The organism is Methylotenera sp., assembly GCF_029946165.1.
Taxonomy (GTDB): Bacteria; Pseudomonadota; Gammaproteobacteria; order Burkholderiales; family Methylophilaceae; genus Methylotenera.
Genome location: NZ_JAQSDZ010000021.1, coordinates 127,909 through 143,924, shown reverse-complemented (window position 1 = coordinate 143,924; position 16,016 = coordinate 127,909). Strand labels below are relative to the sequence as shown.

General features: G+C 40.0%; 13 protein-coding genes and 1 tRNA gene. 6 read left to right on the top strand and 8 right to left on the bottom strand.

Annotated features, from left to right (window positions below; translation table 11 throughout):
* Positions 1–33 precede the first annotated feature (33 nt).
* Positions 34–243, bottom strand: coding sequence for a hypothetical protein (locus PSV17_RS11255; protein WP_300482642.1), 210 nt, complete (start codon positions 241–243; stop codon positions 34–36).
* 98 nt (positions 244–341) lie between these two features.
* Positions 342–617 (bottom strand): hypothetical protein, encoded by a 276-nt coding sequence (locus PSV17_RS11250; protein ID WP_300482641.1) that lies wholly within the window; start codon positions 615–617, stop codon positions 342–344.
* Positions 618–1,059: 442 nt separating this feature from the next.
* Here PSV17_RS11250 and PSV17_RS11245 point away from each other — a divergent pair, with 442 nt between their 5' ends.
* Complete coding sequence (locus PSV17_RS11245; protein WP_300482639.1) at positions 1,060–3,096, top strand: UvrD-helicase domain-containing protein; 2,037 nt, start codon at positions 1,060–1,062, stop codon at positions 3,094–3,096.
* Between the two features lie 80 nt (positions 3,097–3,176).
* Here the strand turns inward: PSV17_RS11245 and PSV17_RS11240 are convergent, their stop codons facing one another.
* On the bottom strand, positions 3,177–4,217 hold the full coding sequence (locus PSV17_RS11240) for a catalase family peroxidase (RefSeq protein WP_300482637.1): 1,041 nt from the start codon (positions 4,215–4,217) through the stop codon (positions 3,177–3,179).
* Positions 4,218–4,274: 57 nt separating this feature from the next.
* Positions 4,275–4,790: a MarR family transcriptional regulator gene (locus PSV17_RS11235; RefSeq protein WP_366910619.1), complete on the bottom strand. Its 516-nt coding sequence runs from the start codon at positions 4,788–4,790 to the stop codon at positions 4,275–4,277.
* A 233-nt stretch (positions 4,791–5,023) separates the two neighbouring features.
* Here PSV17_RS11235 and PSV17_RS11230 point away from each other — a divergent pair, with 233 nt between their 5' ends.
* Positions 5,024–6,934 carry an ATP-binding cassette domain-containing protein gene (locus PSV17_RS11230; protein WP_300482635.1) on the top strand — a complete coding sequence of 637 codons (1,911 nt, stop codon included), beginning with the start codon at positions 5,024–5,026 and terminating at the stop codon, positions 6,932–6,934.
* A 67-nt stretch (positions 6,935–7,001) separates the two neighbouring features.
* On the opposite strand, the gene PSV17_RS11225 is transcribed toward PSV17_RS11230, so the two are convergent.
* Positions 7,002–7,247 carry a hypothetical protein gene (locus tag PSV17_RS11225; protein WP_300482633.1) on the bottom strand — a complete coding sequence of 82 codons (246 nt, stop codon included), beginning with the start codon at positions 7,245–7,247 and terminating at the stop codon, positions 7,002–7,004.
* A 233-nt stretch (positions 7,248–7,480) separates the two neighbouring features.
* Here PSV17_RS11225 and PSV17_RS11220 point away from each other — a divergent pair, with 233 nt between their 5' ends.
* The 4 genes from PSV17_RS11220 to PSV17_RS11205 all read left to right on the top strand — a co-directional run bounded on the left by PSV17_RS11220 (position 7,481) and on the right by PSV17_RS11205 (position 11,980).
* Complete coding sequence (locus PSV17_RS11220; protein ID WP_300482630.1) at positions 7,481–8,113, top strand: ParA family protein; 633 nt, start codon at positions 7,481–7,483, stop codon at positions 8,111–8,113.
* A 421-nt stretch (positions 8,114–8,534) separates the two neighbouring features.
* The gene (locus tag PSV17_RS11215; protein ID WP_300482628.1) at positions 8,535–8,975 is read left to right on the top strand and encodes a hypothetical protein; all 441 of its coding nucleotides are present in this window, start codon (positions 8,535–8,537) and stop codon (positions 8,973–8,975) included.
* Complete coding sequence (locus tag PSV17_RS11210; protein WP_300482627.1) at positions 8,968–10,431, top strand: ATPase domain-containing protein; 1,464 nt, start codon at positions 8,968–8,970, stop codon at positions 10,429–10,431. Before PSV17_RS11215 ends, PSV17_RS11210 begins: the two co-directional genes overlap by 8 nt.
* A gap of 31 nt (positions 10,432–10,462) precedes the next feature.
* Positions 10,463–11,980, top strand: coding sequence for an ATP-binding protein (locus PSV17_RS11205; RefSeq protein ID WP_300482626.1), 1,518 nt, complete (start codon positions 10,463–10,465; stop codon positions 11,978–11,980).
* 18 nt (positions 11,981–11,998) lie between these two features.
* Here the strand turns inward: PSV17_RS11205 and PSV17_RS11200 are convergent, their stop codons facing one another.
* From PSV17_RS11200 to PSV17_RS11190, 3 genes are all read right to left on the bottom strand, one after another.
* Positions 11,999–12,937 carry a diguanylate cyclase gene (locus tag PSV17_RS11200; RefSeq protein WP_300482624.1) on the bottom strand — a complete coding sequence of 313 codons (939 nt, stop codon included), beginning with the start codon at positions 12,935–12,937 and terminating at the stop codon, positions 11,999–12,001.
* Positions 12,938–13,673: 736 nt separating this feature from the next.
* Positions 13,674–14,648 (bottom strand): TorF family putative porin, encoded by a 975-nt coding sequence (locus tag PSV17_RS11195; protein ID WP_300482622.1) that lies wholly within the window; start codon positions 14,646–14,648, stop codon positions 13,674–13,676.
* Between the two features lie 1,182 nt (positions 14,649–15,830).
* Positions 15,831–15,906 (bottom strand) — tRNA-Arg (locus PSV17_RS11190).
* Positions 15,907–16,016 lie beyond the last annotated feature (110 nt).

The window sequence follows — 16,016 nt, the reverse complement described above, 5'->3', positions numbered from 1 at the left end:
GTTAATATTGAAGGAGTGGGCTGAGATTTAAAGCTAATCTACTACAGCCCCAAATTTAAAGCGTACGCTAAAGTCTTCTATTTCTAAAAATACTGGGGCAATGGATTCAAGTATTTTTGTTTTATTTTTTTCGTCAACCTCTTGATTATAAGCACCGAGTTTATTGTCTAGTTCGAATATTTTTAGTCGTGCAGTATCGACTAGGTTATGCGCCCATTTAGGGAGCGAGTCTTCCGCTGTCATATCTTTGAGTCTTTTATAATTAGTATGAGATCTTTCCGATTTTAGGAAAAATAGAAAGTTACATTAACAAATATCAACGGAGTCAGACTCAATTGATTTTACTTATTCGCTTTTTTATTCAACTGCTTACTAAATTCAATATCTAACTTACTAACCCGTTTAGGCGTTTGTGGGCCGTAGGCATTCACAAACGCCACAAAATCTTCCATCATCATCGGCTCGCATAATCGCTCTGAATCACCCCCACCCGTAGCTAACAACAGGCTAAACATCGCGCCGCTATTCATAGACATGGAATAGTTTTCGTTACCGCTACGTTTTTTTAGCCTATCAATCGCGGCACTGGCTCTGGTAGATCTTGCGCTCGAACGCATACTATTCCTTAATATTTAATGGCTTATTTCTAAGTGGGTGATTATGGCATGCTTTAATCAAAACTTTTCATTAGCCCACTAAAGCATCTATGTCCGTCATTCCGTCGTAAGACGGAATCTAGGCAAGGTATATGCATAAAGCTGTTGAATACTGCCACAGCACTAAGCACCACTTTGTCTGGATACCAGCCTCCGCTGGTATGACGCACTGATGTTTGGTAATGCTGTGCGGTGATTGCATTAGAACCTGAATAGTGCCTATATTAAAACCTAAAAAAGTAATACAAAAACATATAAATCAATTGCTGAAACTAATATCTTACTTTGTAAATTTTGCACTAATGAAGAAACTTAGTTTAATCATTTAATTGATAGCTTGTTAGCGCCTTAAACGTTAAAATCTCAGGCTTAAGTTTCGCACAAAAATTCCAAAAAGCTCTGCATGTTAAATTCCTTAAATTCGCCGCAACGCGACGCCGTTAAATATCTCGATGGTCCATTGTTAGTGCTAGCTGGCGCTGGTAGTGGCAAAACGCGTGTTATTACGCAAAAAATCAGTTATTTGATTGATAAAGCAGGCTATTCGCCTAAAGAAATCGCCGCTATTACCTTTACCAATAAAGCTGCGCGTGAGATGCAGGAGCGTGTAGGTAAGTTAATGGTAGGTAAAAACATTAAAGGCTTAACCATTGCCACGTTTCACTCGCTGGGTTTGCAAATGCTACGTGCGGAAGCTTCGCTACTTGGCTATAAACCGCAGTTTTCAATATTGGATTCATCCGATAGTTTTAAGATTCTTGCAGATATTTTAGCGACCACGGATAAGCAGTTATTGCGCAAAACACAATCGCAAATTTCACATTGGAAAAATGGTTTTGTTAACCCAGACCAAGCTAAAGCCACAGCCGATGAAGAACTCACGCATGCTGCCGCTAAGGTCTATCAGTTGTATCAGCAAACATTAAAAGCTTATCAAGCAGTTGATTTTGATGATTTAATTAAACTACCCGTTGAGCTATTTGATGAGCATGAAAATGCATTGAATAAATGGCAACGCAAACTGCAATATTTGTTGATAGATGAATACCAAGATACCAACGCCTGCCAATACAAACTTGTAAAAATGCTGACAGGTCTACGCGGGCAATTTACCGCAGTGGGCGATGATGACCAAGCGATTTACGGCTGGCGCGGCGCGGACGTAGAAAACTTACGCCAACTTACCGAAGACTTTAGCAAGCTAAAAGTTATCAAGCTAGAACAGAACTACCGCTCTACAATACGCATTCTGCGTGGTGCGAATGCGGTGATTGCGAATAACCCGAAACTTTTTGAAAAGAAACTTTGGAGCGATTTAGGCACGGGTGATTTAATTCAAGTGACTGCCGCCATGAGTGAGGAGGCAGAAGCCGAATCTGTAATCATGAAGTTGCAAGCACACAAGTTTGAAAACCGTACCAAATTTTTAGATTACGCCATTCTTTATCGCGGCAACCACCAAGCACGAATTTTTGAGCAATATCTGCGTAATCACAAAATCCCTTACACCATCTCTGGTGGGCAATCGTTTTTTGATAAAACCGAGATTAAAGATTTAATCAGTTATTTACGTTTAGTCGCTAATGAAGATGATGACCCTGCTTTCATCCGCGCTGCAACTACGCCGAAAAAAGGCATTGGTAACACCACACTAGAACGTTTAGGTGAGTTTGCTAGCTTGCACAAAATATCATTGTTTGCCGCGGCGTTTGAGGGTGATTTTCAAAATGACATTGGAAATAAACAATTAGAAGATTTATTGAATTTCTGCACATACATTCAGAAAATTCAAGAACGTGCAGTTCGCGACCCTGCTGGTGAAGTGCTTAACGACTTACTTACCTCAATTCAGTATGAAGCGTTTTTGTACGATAACGATGAACCACGCGCGGCTGAAAGCAAATGGAAAAACGTGCTCGACTTTATTGGCTGGCTCACTAAAAAAGGTGAAGCAAGCACTGAGTTTGGCAACGAAAATGATGGTAAAAACTTACTAGAGCTCACGCAAATGGTATCTTTGATGAGCATGTTAGAAGGCCGTGAAGATGGCGAGCCTGATGCCGTTAAATTATCAACCTTGCATGCTGCCAAAGGTTTGGAGTTTGGGCACGTGTTTTTAATTGGCGTTGAAGAAGGGATTTTGCCGCACCGAGAAAGTATAGATTTAGGCGTTGCCGACCCCACAAAAATTGAAGAAGAACGCCGCCTGATGTACGTGGGCATTACCCGCGCACAAAAATCACTGAATATTTCATGGTGTAAAAAACGTAAACGCGCAGGTGAAATGCAAATGTGCGAACCAAGTCGCTTTATTGCAGAATTACCTAAAGATGATGTGCGTCATTTTGGCAATCCGTTTAATAAAGACCCAGAAGCCAGTAAAGAGTTTGGGAAATCAAAAATGGCGAATATTCGCGCCATGCTTAACAATAACAATTGATTCAATGTCATTGAGCATTTATTTGATATTACCACTCAAATAAATGCTCGTTATTAGCTCAATAATTATGGGGCTAATGACTATTGACCTAGACGTCTACCATAACTCACTGCATAAGCTGCTGGTCGCGCTAAAAGTATTGGGTCATCCGAAGCTTCGATTCCATCGACCAAAACCAGTGGGTTAAACATGGTCGCTTTCTCAAATTTCACGCCATCTGCATCTACATTTTTAAGCGTAAGCGTACCAAGCTCCACTTGTTTTCTGCTTTCTGGCCATACCACTGTAGGGTCATTCACAACGTCCCCTTTATCAGCCAACTGCACAGCAATTTTAAATTTAGCGGGGGCTTTGCTTAAACGTACTGGCAACTCTTCCATCAAGTAGCTTGGCGCTTGTGAAGCGGCCTGCTCTTTTGTTAGAAATTCTGCGCCCTTAATTGGGGTAATACGGTAACGACCATACTGCGTTTCACCTTTTGCATTAATAAATTTAAACGCATTTACGCCAAAAAAACTTTCGGTTGCAAAACTAACAGGCGCCGGTTTCGGCATTTGTACAAAAGCCAGTGCTGCTGGATGTGACCCTAAGAATTGTTCAACGGGTGTTGGTTTTGCCGCGTCTGGGCCGCTTGTAGCTATTGAGTTGAGTAAGCCTAAAAAGTCCTCAGGTTTTGAGGCTGGAAAGCCGTTGGTAGAAATACTCACAATATCCGTATAAGCACCGTCTGCTAATTGAAAGCGAATCGCGATGCCTTTAGGAAAAGCATTGCCATCCGCATCTGGTATGGTTGGCAAGCCTGTTGCATCTGAAAAACGCACAGTCACTGGGCTAGGTTTTGCTTGCAAATGCACCGCTTTAGTTAAGCTGGCGGCTGACCTGGCAGGAACAAAATCACCTTGTACAACAATGCCTTTTGCGTGATTAGCACGATAACCTTGGTACGGGCCGCCGGCTAATTTTGTCAGAGTGTTAACAATCTGCTCCACAACTGGTTTGTTGCTTTCTGCTTGATTGGCGTCTTCAGCATAGACATTGGAAATGCTCAACACTAACACTGACAGTGCTAGTCCTTTGATTTGCAAACCTTTGATATTCAATAATGAGCGTTTTATTTTCATGAGGTTCTCCTAAATTTTAGTTAATTGAAATGTGTTAAGTTAATGCAGATTGGCTAATTAAGTTTTTGCTAAGGTTTTAATCAAATTAGTTCTTAATAAAATGAGTTGGTTGTTAAGTTCTTTCAGCTCATCTAGCGTACAGCCTGTGCTGCATGCAATTTGGGGATGTATATCTGCTGCCTGAGATTGTAGTGACTTGCCCTGCTCGGTCAGCGTAATAATGACTCTGCGCTCATCTTCTGCAGCGCGTTGGCGTTGAATTAGCCCCAACTTTTCTAAGCGCTTAAGCATTGGTGTTAACGTGCCAGAGTCAGAAAATAATCGTTCGCCGATGTTGTTAACTGTCACGCCATCTTTTTCCCACAATACTAATAACACCAAGTATTGCGGATAAGTCAGCTTGAGCTTTGCTAACAAAGGTTTATAGGTCTTTGTCATACTTAAGGAGGCTGAATAGAGCGCAAAACACAGTTGCAAATCTACGCTTAAAACTTTAGCTGTTGAAACGCCAACTTGAGGTGTCGAGATATTTCTCATCGGTTTACTTTCCATTGCATTTAATTTCTTTTGCATTTAATTCGCACACGAAAAATAATACATCACAATTAAATTGTACACAATACAATTGTGATAAATATAAATAAGCGTGAATTTATATACAAGCAAGCAATGTATAATGCTGATATTTAGAAAACCACATAGATTCAAGCAACGCCAATTAAATTACTGGCGCATTCGTCACCCATTTAACAAATAATCCTGAATGTCTGAAATCAAAGACTCACAGCACTGAAAGCAACAGAATCATGCCTTACATTACATTAGATAACGCCTCACTCGCCTTTGGACATCATGCACTGCTAGACCACGCCTCTTTTCAATTAGATGCTGGCGAACGTGTCGGTCTGATTGGTCGCAATGGCGCTGGTAAATCAAGCTTATTAAAAGCCATTGCAGGCACTATTAAGTTAGATGAAGGCACAGTTTGGCGCTCACCAAGTGCAAGAGTTGTCTATGTTCCGCAAGAACCTGAGCTAGATACCACACACACGGTTTTTGAAGCCGTGGCTGAAGGTTTAGGCACTTTGCAACAAACGATTATTGATTATCACCAAGTGACGCATGATATGGGCATGCCAGATGCAGACATTGATGCTTTGATGACTAAAATGCAGCATCTACAACATGATTTAGATACGCAAAATGGCTGGGCTGCTCAGTCACGTGTTGAAACCGTATTAAGCCGCTTGAATTTAGATGCAGACGCGCTAGTTTCTACCCTCTCTGGCGGTTGGCGTAAGCGTGTTGCCTTAGGCCGCGCGCTGGTCGCTGAGCCTGAAGTGTTATTACTGGACGAGCCAACCAACCACCTTGATTTAGAGGCGATTGAATGGCTAGAAGAACTATTACTGAGCTTTAACGGCTGCGTATTATTCATTACCCATGACCGACGCTTTTTGAATAGACTTGCGACGCGTATTACCGAATTAGACCGCGGCATACTCACAGACTTTGTCGGCAATTTTGCAGATTATCAGATTAAAAAAGAAGAGCTAGTCGCTGTAGAAGAAGTTCACGCAGCTAAGTTTGATAAATTTTTAGCGCAAGAAGAAGTTTGGATACGCCAAGGTATTAAAGCACGCCGTACCCGTAATGAAGGCCGCGTGCGCCGTTTAGAAGCACTGCGCTTAGATCGCGCAGCGCGTCGTGAACGTCAAGGTAATGTAAAACTGAATTTAGACGCTGGCGAACGCAGTGGAAAATTGGTAGCCGAACTAGACAATGTCAGCAAAGCTTATGGCAACAGAACGCTGATTAGCAACTTTAGCACACGCATTTTACGTGGTGATAAAATCGGCCTGCTCGGCCCGAATGGTATTGGTAAAACTACCCTGCTCAAGCTTATTCTAGGTGATATTGAAGCCGATAGCGGCAATGTAGAGCGCGGCACCAAAATCAACGTAGCTTACTTCGACCAAATGCGCGAACAGCTAGATGAAGAAGCCACACTGGCGGACACCATTAGCCCAGGTTCTGACTTCGTAGAAATCGGCAATGAACGCAAACACGTCATCAGCTATTTAGAAGACTTTCTATTTCCACCTCAACGTTCACGCTCACCCGTGAAGTCACTCTCTGGTGGCGAACGTAATCGCTTATTACTGGCTCGTTTGTTTGCTCGTCCTGCTAACGTATTGGTACTAGATGAGCCAACGAACGACTTGGATATTGACACGCTTGAGCTGCTGGAAAGCTTGTTGCAAGAGTTTGCCGGCACACTTTTCTTAGTCAGCCATGATCGCGCATTTTTAGAAAACACCGTGACACAAGTGATCGCCTTTGAAGGTAATGCAGTCTTAACTGAATTTGGCGGCGGCTATGATGATTGGCAACGTTTCACGCAACAGCGCTTAGATGAAAAAAAATCACAGCAAGCTCAAGCTGCTAAATCAAATGCTAAGCCTGCCAACGCCGCACAAGCTAAACCAAGCTCAAAACTAAGCTTTAAAGAGGAAAAAGAGTTGGCGGCGATACCCGCTGAAATTGAAAAACTAGAGTTAGAGCAAGTAAGTATTAACGAGCAACTCGCTGATGCTGATCTCTATAAATCACAAGCGGCATTAGTCAAAACCTTGCAAGCAAGACTACTAGAAATTGAAGCCTTGTTAGAAAAGTCTCTGGCTCGTTGGGAAGAGCTTGACGCTAAAAATCTGTAGAAACTGAGACTTTAGGATTATCAATGCAGTGACATTTACTAAAATGTCACTGTTTAAAAACATACTATTAGTTTGAGGATTTTTTATCTTTTTTATCTTTTTGGTTCATTTCTATTCTCTTTTCACGCCACTCCTTTAACTGCTCATCGTCAAGCTGAAGCTGAATCGCTAAAATCTCTATCAGGCTCAGTTTCTTTTCCGCTTCTCGGCGCGTTAACTTAGTGCGCATTCTACTTTGCAATCTTTCAACTTCTTCCTCAGATAAGTTTTTTGCTTTTTCCATGTATTCTTCACTAGCATATTTAATTTTCAAGTCGTACTCCCCAGATTTTTAATACTCAAATATAACGGCAACAACCCAACAGTATAATTAACCAAACGCTGACTTTTGTGACATATTTATGAAGATTTCATATTAATTCACAACCCTACAATAAAGGCTGCGTGCGGATTTCAGGCATACATCTCCTAATAAACAAGTCAGCCATTATTGCCCCAAATGAAGTATGATTTGTTAACTTAAATTTAAAAATTTGGAGCTTATGCATGAGAAATATCTTAATCGCTAACTCAAAGGGCGGTAGTGGTAAAACAACCATAGCTACAAATCTAGCGGGGTATTTCGCTTCTATTGGTGAACGAGTATTGCTATCCGATTTGGATCGACAACTCTCATCCACGCATTGGGTGCAACGCAGGGCAGCTGAGTTACCCATCATTCATACTAGCAACCCTCGCAGCAAACCATCATCCATAGACCCCGACTGGATTATTACAGACTCCCCTGCTGGTTTTCGTGAAGAAAAACTCTCTGACGCAGTTAAGCAGGCCGATTGCGTGATTGTACCCATACAGCCATCCGCTTTTGACATTGGCGCTACCACTGATTTTTTAAATTTACTCGCAGAAGAAAAAGCCATACGCAAGAATAAAACCTTTGTGGCCTTAGTCGGCATGCGCGTAAATAGCCGTACAAATGCCGCTGCAACCCTTGCAGAGTTTATGGAGCAAACTGGCTTTCCAATACTCACCTACCTTCGTAACGCACAGGTTTATGCCACAGCCGCTGAACTCGGCGCCAGCCTTTTTGATATGCGACCTTCACTTGTCGCTCAAGATATTGAGCAATGGGCACCATTGCTTGATTGGGTGAATGAAACGACTGCGAATGAAAGATAAGTCAATTGCCCATTAATTGACTTATCCACTATAGACTTTAATGGTTTTTGGGGTACCCTAGATGATGGAGTTAGGCACTTGAGTGGGAATTAATGCTGCCTTGATGACTAGTCTGCGTCTACTTTTGACCCTAATTAACCCTTGATATTCAAAGGATTGAACTTCACAGAGTTTAATCGTTATAAATATAATCCAATATCTACAAATTTGTCTTTGATATCGTCATCAATAGTGCAATACTGATTTAAGTAAACTCACCCCTGAATCCTAGGTAAAATTCCCATGAAATATCATTACTTTTCTCTAGGTTTACGCACCAATCATCCCTTGTATCAAGCTGTTACAACGGAATCATAGCGAATGTTTCCGGAGAGTAAATCCGTGCATTGTCGCTACTCAATCAACACTAAGTCATTGATTAATGACTGATTTAGCTACCATGAGTCATTACGAACTTCATCGCCATAAGTTAATTAAAACTTTAAATGCGCAAGAACATGGTAAAGCGGCTGATATGGCGATTATTTTGTGGGAGCAGATGGCAGCTAAAATCATTTCAATCATAGGTGAAAAAGGATTCCACTCTCTTTATGTAAGAAGTGTATTTCTTAATGTGCCCAAATTTTCTTGGCTCGCTACTTATAATCCAAAATCTGAAATTAACAATCAGTTCTTAGAACTAAAAGCTTGCTTTGAGTTACTAATGCCAGAACAAGTCAAAGAAGCTAACAATCAACTATTAATTACACTAACCGATATTTTGGCGTCGTTAATCGGTGCGCCGCTCACAACTAATATATTATGGATGGCTTGGGGCGATATAGCCTCAGATCTCGTCACCAAGGAATTCGATAATGAATAATAAGGTAAGCATTCGACGTTTGAAAACAGGAGTGCCAGGCTTAGACGACCTGATGGGTGGAGGTTTACCTGAGTTTTCGTTCAATTTAATCGCAGGTACTCCAGGCAGTGGAAAAACAACGCTGGCGCATCAAATTATGTTCTCAATAGCGGATTCAGAACATCGTGCATTATTTTTTACGGTACTTGGCGAACCTGCTTTAAAAATGCTCCGCTACCAACAGCAATTTCCATTCTTTAACATGGAAAAATTGAATAACTCGATTAAGTTTGTGAATCTATCAGCTGATCTTTTAGAAGGTGATTTCGAGCGTGTACTGGCACGTATTGATGAGGAGGTTGAGAACTTTTCTCCTAGTTTTGTTTTTGTTGATTCCTTTCGTTCAGTAGTTCAATCAGCCTCGCATATGGAAAAGGGCATGTTCGAGCTACAAAAGTTTGTACAGCACCTTGGTATGCATATGACAAACTGGCAAGCGACCACCTTTCTCATTGGTGAGTATATAGTGCCAGAGTCTGAATCAAGCCCAGTGTTCACAGTAGCTGACGGCATATTCTGGCTGACACAAAATTTGCACAGAAATTCAATGGTACGAAAGATGCAAGTAGTGAAAATGAGAGGCCAAGCTCAGGCGCCAGGTCTACATACTTTTCGCATTTGCGATTCAGGAATACTGGTATATCCGCGTGCGATAATCAAGCAGACCTCAGAAATCGACTCAAAAATTGAAGAATCTATAAAAGAACAACGTGTTTCAGTGGGTATATCTAAGTTAGACGACATGCTCGGCGGAGGCTTACCTGCAGGATATTCACTACTGGTAGTTGGCCCTTCTGGTTGCGGTAAAACCATATTGGCTACTGAATTTCTTGCCGAGGGCGTACGCAGAGGCGAACCTGGTGTTATTGCAGCTTTTGAGAAAAGTCCAAGCCAGTTGCTGGGCAATAAAAAACTTTATTCATTATTCACGGAAGGTCATGTTGGCGTGATTAACACTCGCGCACTGGACTTGTCTATCGATGAAACGCTGCACGACATGATCGACATGATTAATAAAATGAAAGCAAAACGAGTAGTGATAGATTCACTTTCTGGTTTTGAACTTGCTCTTGCACCAGAGTTTAGTGAAGACTTTCGAGGTTCGCTCTACAGAATGGTTGCAGAACTCACTAGTATGGGTATATCAATATTAATGACATCCGAACTTGAAGATCGTTATACGGATTTACGTTTTAGCCCATTTGGTAGCGCATTTCTTGCCGATGCAATTGTCGTCCAGCGCTATGTTGAAATCAAAAGCCAGCTAAAACGTATTATCTCGGTGGTAAAAGTTAGAGGGAGTAATCATAGTAAAGACATTCGATTTTTCGAAATTACCGATGATGGCATCATAGTAGGTGAAACATTGCCAAATTACACTGGAATCACAACAGGAAATCCTACGGTCAATTTGTAATTAGCTCTTAATCAAGGATTGGGCATTGACTATGAATGATGATGAGAATGCACTTGCTGTCGGCGATTATTGCCAGTCACCTCTAACTTTAAATAAAAGTGATAGAAGGCAGAGTCCTAGAGGCCCCGATAGGAGGAGCGGAATTAACGCTGCCAAAGAGAATGAAGCTAGAAATTTAGTTCGAGATAAACTGCTCAAAACTAGAGAACACAAGACTCAATTACGTGAAACTATTGCCAGCTCACGTGAGCAAGTCGTTGACGCAGCTGAGGCACTCTACGCAGAAGTCGATGAACACATGGCTGTGCTTCAAGAAGCAAATTCAAAGCTCGTTATTGCAACAATTACAGCAACCCAGCTGGCAGAAAAACTCGAAATAGCTAAAGCCGAGTTGGAGGTTGCTAAAAATTTAGCTGAAAAAGCCAATCTAGCAAAATCTGATTTTCTTTCTAGTATGAGTCATGAATTGCGTACCCCGCTCAATGCCATTCTAGGTTTTGCTCAACTACTCGAAAGTGGCTCTCCTACTCCAACTGACAGTCAAATCAAGAAACTTAATCACATTACTAAAGCAGGCTGGTATCTTCTAGAGCTAATTAACCAAATTCTTGAACTTGCGGTGATAGAGTCTGGCAAGTTATCTGTGCAGCAAGAAACATTATCTCTCCAAGAAATTCTTTGGGAATGCCAAGTGATGATCGGCCCACAATTACTAGAGAAAAACATTGCTTTGCAAATAGCACCTTTTGATACAAATTTAACTGTGATTGCAGATAAAACTAGGTTAAAACAAGTAATTTATAACTTCCTATCTAATGCCATAAAATATAACAAAAATAACGGCTCAATCGATGTCCTGTGTGCTCTAAACAATTCAGGAAAAATTAGCATTAGTGTTAAAGACAGCGGTATAGGTCTATCTAAGGAAAAACTTGATCAGCTTTTTCAGCCATTCAATCGCCTTGGTCAAGAAAAGGGGCTGAATCAAGGCACAGGTATTGGATTAATGATTAGTAAACAGCTTGTGGAGTTGATGGGTGGAACTATTGGAGTAAAAAGCACAGAGGGTATAGGTACTGAGTTCTGGATAGAATTTGATTGTGCTAACGCGCTAGAAATGTCGAATGTAATTCCCAATACCCTACAATCAACATCACAAAATAAATTAATTAACATTTACAAAACTCTGCTGTATGTTGAAGATAATCCAGCAAATCTAATGCTTGTTGAAAACATCATCATTGACAGTTGCCCCAATATAAAAATGCTGACTGCAAGTGAGGGCAATATGGGCATAGAATTGGCACAATTACATCGCCCTGATGTGATATTACTCGATATTAATCTACCTGGCCTTAGTGGATTTGAAGTACTGCAATTGCTGAAAAATAACCCATTAACTGCAAACATTCCTGTGGTTGCCATTAGTGCCAACGCTATGCCACATGATAGAGAGCGAGCAATGATAGCGGGATTCAGTAATTATTTGACTAAACCCATAAAAATTAACGAGTTTTTAGATGAGTTAGATGTAATTTTAAAACAATAGATTTGGTTCGAGAATGAATCATTCATCATCTTGTGCCGCAAGGCTGAATCTGTTCTTTCCAATATGCTTGGATTTATATAACGCAATATCTGCGCTCTTAATTAATGAATCTATATCTTGACCATGCAAAGGGTATGTACTTACCCCTGCACTCGCACTGGTTTTAATCGATTGACCATTAATAAAATAGGGTGCAGATAACGCTGAAAGTATTTTTGATAAAAGTATCGATAACCCTTCATCGCTGTCTAACTCCCATAAAACAAGTACAAACTCATCACCACCAAAGCGTGAAACAGTATCTTCTTTACGCACTGCCGCTACCAATCTATCCGCCACTATTTTAAGCAGCATATCCCCAGCATCATGACCGTATTTGTCGTTAATTTTCTTGAAGCCATCCAAGTCTAAATATATCACTGTAGCAGTGCAATTCTTTCTCTGCGCATGCGCCATCGCTAAAGTCAGCCTGTCAATAAAAAGTCTTCTATTTGGCAAACCAGTGAGTGAATCATGCATTGCATAGGATTCCATCGAAAGACTATATTGCTCTAATTGTTTGTATAACAAACGTATCTCGAGCATATTATAAATTCTGACCTTAGCTTCCATAAGATTAAATGGTTTAGTAATGAAGTCTTTTGCGCCAGATTTTAAAGCTTTTAACAAATGATCTGGCTGTGATGTAATCACTAAGATGGGAACGTAACCATGCGTTTCGTTTTTCTTTAACTCATCCATTATCTCAAAGCCATCCATACCAGGCATTTGTAGATCCAGCAGGATAAGGTCATATTGGTTAATGGCTTGCAAGGCACAGACTTCAAATGGATCGGTGGTAGAACTCACACCCTGATATCCATCTTCGAGTAACATTTGCTCTAACAAAAACACATTGGGCTCGTGATCGTCCACAATTAAAATCTGAGCTTGCTTAATATCAAAAATATCTATCATCAAATTCCCAACATTATTAATCACATATGATAGTTTTAAGAGGCTATCGCTTCTTAATTACGATAGCTCGTATAAGATCACGTCGAACAATGTCTTATAAGAATTAATTGCTTATAAAAAACGTCGAATAGTGTTTTCCTATTCTGCATAGTTAGATGAAATTTTGAATCTAACTATGCATCTTTTATGTCATGTCTGACAATAAGCATCAATCATTTATTATTAAGCTTTAAATCATAATTGTCAGTGCGCCAACACACCCAATGACTAGATAAAAAACTTATTTATATGCAACATTAATGCAGTTGCGATGTATTCAAGGTGATGAGCTAAATGGTTTATTGTTTTGCCGTGGAAACAGCGGATAAAGGTGATTCGGTAGTTGAAATTCTGGTTTGATTCCAGCTTCTGGATGTAATAATCCATACTCATGTGCCGGTCTAATTAAATCTGAAATTTCTGCTTGAAATTCAGATTTTTTACGGATGCTCTCTGCTCACTTCTCCCGCTTTTCTATATTTTCCAGTACAGGTGAATTATTAGCGCTAGAGGGATTTATTACTGAAATTACTGATCAGCTTTTTAACGTTACCTCTCTTTATAAATCCGAAAGAAAATACAATTGATTAAATTAGATTCACGTATCTGAAGATATTAAAATTGGACATGTAATAGTAGATAAGAGCAATCAAACTGGGTGCGGCAAGGCACCCGGTTTGATTGCCATATTACTATTTTAGAACGAACGAACTAGCGTGAGTATTAAAGTGTCATCCGTTAAGTCTTTTGATCCGGCCGTAGTTGTAAAACTAGAACCGCCGTAACCTCTAGTGCCCCAATAGCCATTTTTACCACCATTAGTGCCACCTACATAATATAAACCACCATTCCAGCCAGTTGAACCTGCTATCTCAAAGGCTTTAGTTAAGCCAATTTTATAGTCTGTTAAATCCGCTTTAGTTTCCACTATATTTGCCCCATTAGCATTTGCAAACAATGGGTCTTTACTTAATTCACCTTTGATATCAGTGCGGCCAACATGACCAATTAAATTTACACCCCAAAATGGTAAAGGTACAAGGGCATTCAATTCAACGTATGTAGAGCCGCTAGTGCTTTCAGTCCAGCCTGTGTTTTTATTAAACCCAAACCATTCTCCCAAAGTTACAGAGGCTTTCGCACTTAACCATTTATAAGACAGGCCAACATTACCTTCGTAAGTAGTAAAATCTTCTTTAACTTTAACCCCCGCTCCTTTTTTACCAACAGTATCAGTTAATCCTTGATATTTATCCCAACCACCGCCTGGATAAAAAAGTCCAACTGCACCGACAGTCCAACCCAAACCCTCTACTGCTTCAATCGTACCGTTATATCCACCATAAAGATCAAATTCAGTGCTCGCACCTACATAAGTACGCTCTGAAATGCTAGACCCAAAAAAACCCGCATAAAAACCACTAGCATGGCTTATATCAAAACCACCTTGAATGGCAGGCTTATTCCATGATTGTGAAATACCGCGCGCGTAGTAATTCGAAACTAGACCTATATTTGATGAAAGTGTCCAAGGTGATGCCAATTCTGCAGGCGCTGCTGTTTCTGAAGGTGTTGATTCATCAGCGAACGTTAACGCACTCGTTAGTAAAAGTGGTACTGCAAACATGGCGGTTAAAGCGCTGCTTTTTTTATTCCGACTGAAAGTGCTCATTTGATATCCTATATTGAAAAAATACATTGCGTATAAATACTGATTGTTTTAAAAAAAGCCATAGTACAAAACAATTCGTATTAACTTTGGTCGACTAATTAACTCTTACAAGCCAACGGAAATTTCTGCGATAGCTTCGTCAGTTGCATAATTATTAGGGGGAAAAATTAAGGGTACAAATAAGAATGCTAGTCAGAAAAACTGGTTTTAAAGTAATTTTCATTGGAATACCTAGATTAATAAAAAATTTATAAAAAAATCTCAGCTCAACACACCCTACAATTTATTCATTAAATTCAGCTTTAATTATTGCAATGAATATTTTTTGGGATGCATTTGTTGAAATATCTTCAATACAACCATCCCACTCCTACCCTGTGCTAATACTAAATGCGAGGTTGCATTCTCCTGCCACACCAACGAGGTGCAGACCGGATTACTTCTGATCCAATAATCACGTTCCATATAAAATCTTTAGCCATTAAAATGTTTATGTGGGCTAACGATAAAGACTAGAGACGCAGATTTTGCTAGGTATGGAGGATGTTTTTGCTGAAAGCAATTAATAGAATTATTTCTCATTTTTCCAAGCCTATAAAATGTCACTTATAAAATATGACTATCACAGTATCGGAATAAAAAAACGAAGAAAATTCTCTTGAAGGTGTACTACCAAAGAAGTAGCGCTAATTAGCTGCAGAAAAACTGATAAATTAAAAATTAGCCTGAAATATTACGTTTATGATTTTGGATCATCGCAAAACTGCAATCGTGATGAGTAGAAGTATTAAGAAGCAGTTCACATGGTGTACTGCTTCTTAATACTCATTTACTTTTTTAAAAAATTGTAATTTATGCAGCTAACAACCTATTCAGCACTTCCTCAATAGCAAAAATATCGGCATTGAGCTGTCGCTAGCCACTTCAGCAGTAACTAAGCCATATCCCCTAACGAAACCTCTTCAATTGGTTTGGCACAGCATACTTAATACCGCGTGGCGGTGGATAACGCGGCTTGCTGATATCAAGCTGATTAGTCAATACAACAGCAGTCGTATCAAGACTTTGAAAAAATTCAACACAAAATTAACACACCGAGAAGGCTAGATATAAACAAGTATAAGAATCGATAGAAATTAATTACTTATCTTTATGTTTATTAATGGGAAATTGTATTTAATATGGTGCCCCCGACACGAATCGAACGTGTGACCCTCCCCTTAGGAGGGGGATGCTCTATCCACTGAGCTACGGGGGCATATCAAGATTTCGGCTATTTTCTCACATTTCAATCCATCTAGTATTAGTGTTAACATAACTTATTGTTAATTACTTTTATTGTTATTACTTAGTGATAGCTCACTAAGT